The organism is Xanthomonas sp. LMG 8993, from assembly GCF_009835065.2.
Taxonomy (GTDB): domain Bacteria; phylum Pseudomonadota; class Gammaproteobacteria; order Xanthomonadales; family Xanthomonadaceae; genus Xanthomonas; species Xanthomonas arboricola.
The window spans coordinates 1-3,158 of the sequence record NZ_QVIF02000023.1; the positions used below are offsets into that span (position 1 = coordinate 1).

General features: G+C 66.6%; 1 protein-coding gene. It reads left to right on the plus strand.

Features of this window, described 5'->3' with window-relative positions; all coding sequences use genetic code 11:
- Positions 1-3,158 (plus strand): condensation domain-containing protein (locus DYQ94_RS20590; RefSeq protein ID WP_505414920.1); only part of this gene is annotated, 3,158 nt, incomplete at both ends.

Below are 3,158 nucleotides of genomic sequence, written 5' to 3' on the forward strand. Positions count from 1 at the left end.
GACAACCCGCAGGTGCCGGGGCTGCGGCCGCAGCATCTGGCCTACGTGATCTATACCTCCGGCTCGACCGGCCAGCCCAAGGGGGTGATGGTCGAGCACGCCAGCGTGGTCAATCTGTGGCGGGCACTGGAGACGTGGCTCGCACCAGCCTGTCCGGCAACGGCGAGGGTCACCCTCAATGCCGGCGTGTCCTTCGATGCCTCGCTGCAGGGCATCGTGCAGTGGCTATCCGGGCGTTGCGTAGTGGCGGTGCCGACAGCGGTCCGCCGCGACGCAGAGGCGTTGCGCGCGTTCCTGCGCGACGAACGCATCGATGTCTGCGATACCACTCCTGCGCAACTGGAGGCCCTGCTGGTGCATGGCTTGCCCGACGTGAAGGAGGGAGGACCCCGGACATGGCTGGTCGGCGGCGAAGCGATCGCACCGCGGCTATGGCGGGCGTTGGCGGCGCTGGATGCGCTGGCGCTGAACGTCTATGGCCCGACCGAATGCACGGTGGATAGCAGCTGCGCGCGGATCGAGTCTGTGGTCGCTCCGCATATCGGCCGGCCACTGGCCAACGTGCAGATTCGTGTATTGGACGCCTTCGGTGCACCGGTGCCAGTTGGCGTGCGCGGCCAGATCCACATCGGCGGCGCGGCCCTGGCTCGGGGCTATTGGCGTCGCCCCGAGCTAACCGCCGAACGCTTCGTCGAACTGCACGGCGGGCGTTTCTACCGAAGCGGCGATCTGGGCCGCTGGCGCGATGACGGGCGCCTGGAATACCTCGGTCGCGCTGACGAACAGGTCAAGCTGCGTGGCCATCGGGTCGAGCTGGGCGAGATTGAGGCCGCACTGGCGGCCGTGCCCGGCATTGAAGCAGCCGCGGTGCTGCTGGGTCGCGACGCGGCTGGCGCCGCACGCTTGGTCGCGTACGTCGCCAGCGCCGAAAACGAGGCGATTGGCTGGCATGACCACCTAGCGGTGCGGCTGCCCGCACATATGTTGCCATCTGCCTATGTGCGCCTGGACAGGCTGCCGCTGACCGCCAACGGCAAGATCGATCGCCGCCGGCTACCGGACTGCGGCCAGGAAACCCAGGTCACCCGTGGCCATGTCGAGCCGAGCACTGACACCGAGCGCACGCTCACGGACATCTGGCAACAGCTGCTTGGCGTCGAACGGGTCGGTGTCGAGGACAACTTCTTCGAGCTCGGTGGTCATTCGTTGCTGGCAATGCGGATGACCAGCGCGGTCGCGGCGCGATTGGGACGGACTCTTCCAGTGCGCGTGGTTTTTGAAGGCGCAACTCCTGCGGCGGTCGCCGCCTGGCTGGATGCGCAGGACACCGAATCGGCTGCGCTGCCACCGCCAGAGGCGACGTCGATTGAACCGGCGCCACGCGATGGACGCTTGCCGATGTCGTACTCACAGCGGCGGCTGTGGTTCATCGACCGCCTGCAAGGCAGCGACGCCTATCGCATGAGCGGCTCCCTGCGCCTGCGCGGTCGTCTGGATGTCGAGCGCCTGCATGCGGCACTGCGCGCGGTTGTCTCTCGCCACGAAGTGCTGCGCACGACCTATGGCGAGATTGATGGAGAACCTGTACAGCGGATCGCTGATAGCGATGGGTTGCCCTTTGCGATCGACGATCTGCGCGGGATGGAGCCGACCATCCGTGACGGACGTTGTCTGGCGATTGCTGCCGAGGAAGCGACGCATCCGTTCGACCTGGGCCGGGATCACATGCTGCGGGGACGGTTGGCGGTGATCTCCGACGACGAGCACCTGCTGTGGCTGACCGCACATCACATTGCCTTCGACGGTTGGTCCTACGCAGTGCTCGTGCGCGAATGCATGGCGATCTACGCCGGTGCGCACCTGCCGCCGCTGCGTGTCCAGTATGCGGACTATGCCACCTGGCAACGGCAGCGCCTGGATGGTCCGGCGCTGCAAACCCAACTGGGGTATTGGCGCGGGCAGCTGGAGGATTTGCCGCCGACCCATTCATTGGTATTGGATGCGCCACGTTCGGCGGCTGCAGCTGGAGGCAGCGAACGCTATGCCGTGCGGCTCGAGGTGACAACTCTGCAGGCGCTGCACGACTTGGCCAGGCGCCACGACGCGAGTCTGTTCATGCTGCTGCATACCTCGTTGGCGGCCGTGCTGGCCGGCTTCGGCGCCGGCACCGATCTGGCGATCGGGACGCCGGTAGCCGGGCGCGGCCACGTCGCGTTGGAGCCGATGATTGGCTTTTTCGTCAACACCCTGGTGTTACGCAGTGATCTGTCCGGCGACCCCGATTTTGAAACCGCGCTGGCGCGGGTGCGCAGCACCGATCTGGAAGCCTATGGCCATGCCGAGGTTCCGTTCGACATGCTGGTCGAGGAGCTGAATCCGGTCCGCAGTCTGCTGCATGCGCCGCTGTTCCAGATCCAGTTCAACATGCGCAACAACGAGCGCGTGCATCTGCACGTGCCAGGGCTGTCCATCACCGTGCAGGAGCAAGAAGCCGCACTGGCGAAGTTCGACCTGCAGATCGGCGCCGAGGAGTGCGACGATGGCCTGTTGCTTGACTGGCTGGCTGCTCCGAAGCTGTTTTCGTCCGAAAGAGTGCGACGAATGGCCGACGCTTGGGTGTCGTTGCTGGCACAGATCGCCGCCGATCCAAGCAGGAAGCTGAGCGAATACACCCTGCTCGATGCGGATGAGCGCAGCGAATTGCTGACGCTGGGCACAGGGCCGGATCGTGCGCAGGGACGCGGGCAACCGCTGCCGCTGGCGATCGCGCAGGTGGTACGTGGGTGTGCGGACGCGCCCGCGGTGCGTGCCGGTGCAGCGACGCTCAGCTATGCGGAACTCGGGCGCTTGTCCAACCGCCTGGCACATCGGCTGGTGGCTGCGGGCCTTGGCCCAGGCGATCGCATTGGGATCTGCATGGAGCGCGGGCTGGCACTGCCGGTGGCGCTGCTGGCGGTGCTCTCCAGCGGCGCTGCGTATGTGCCGCTGGACCTGCGCCAGGGCAGTGAACGCCTGGCACGGATCATCGCCGACGCCAACATCAGCGTGGTGCTGGTCGAAAGCAGCTCGGCGCCAGCCTCGCTGGGCGGGGTGGACATGCTGTATCTGGACGGCGCCGGCACCGATCCGGACTGGCTTGGCGAGTACCCCGCGCAGCC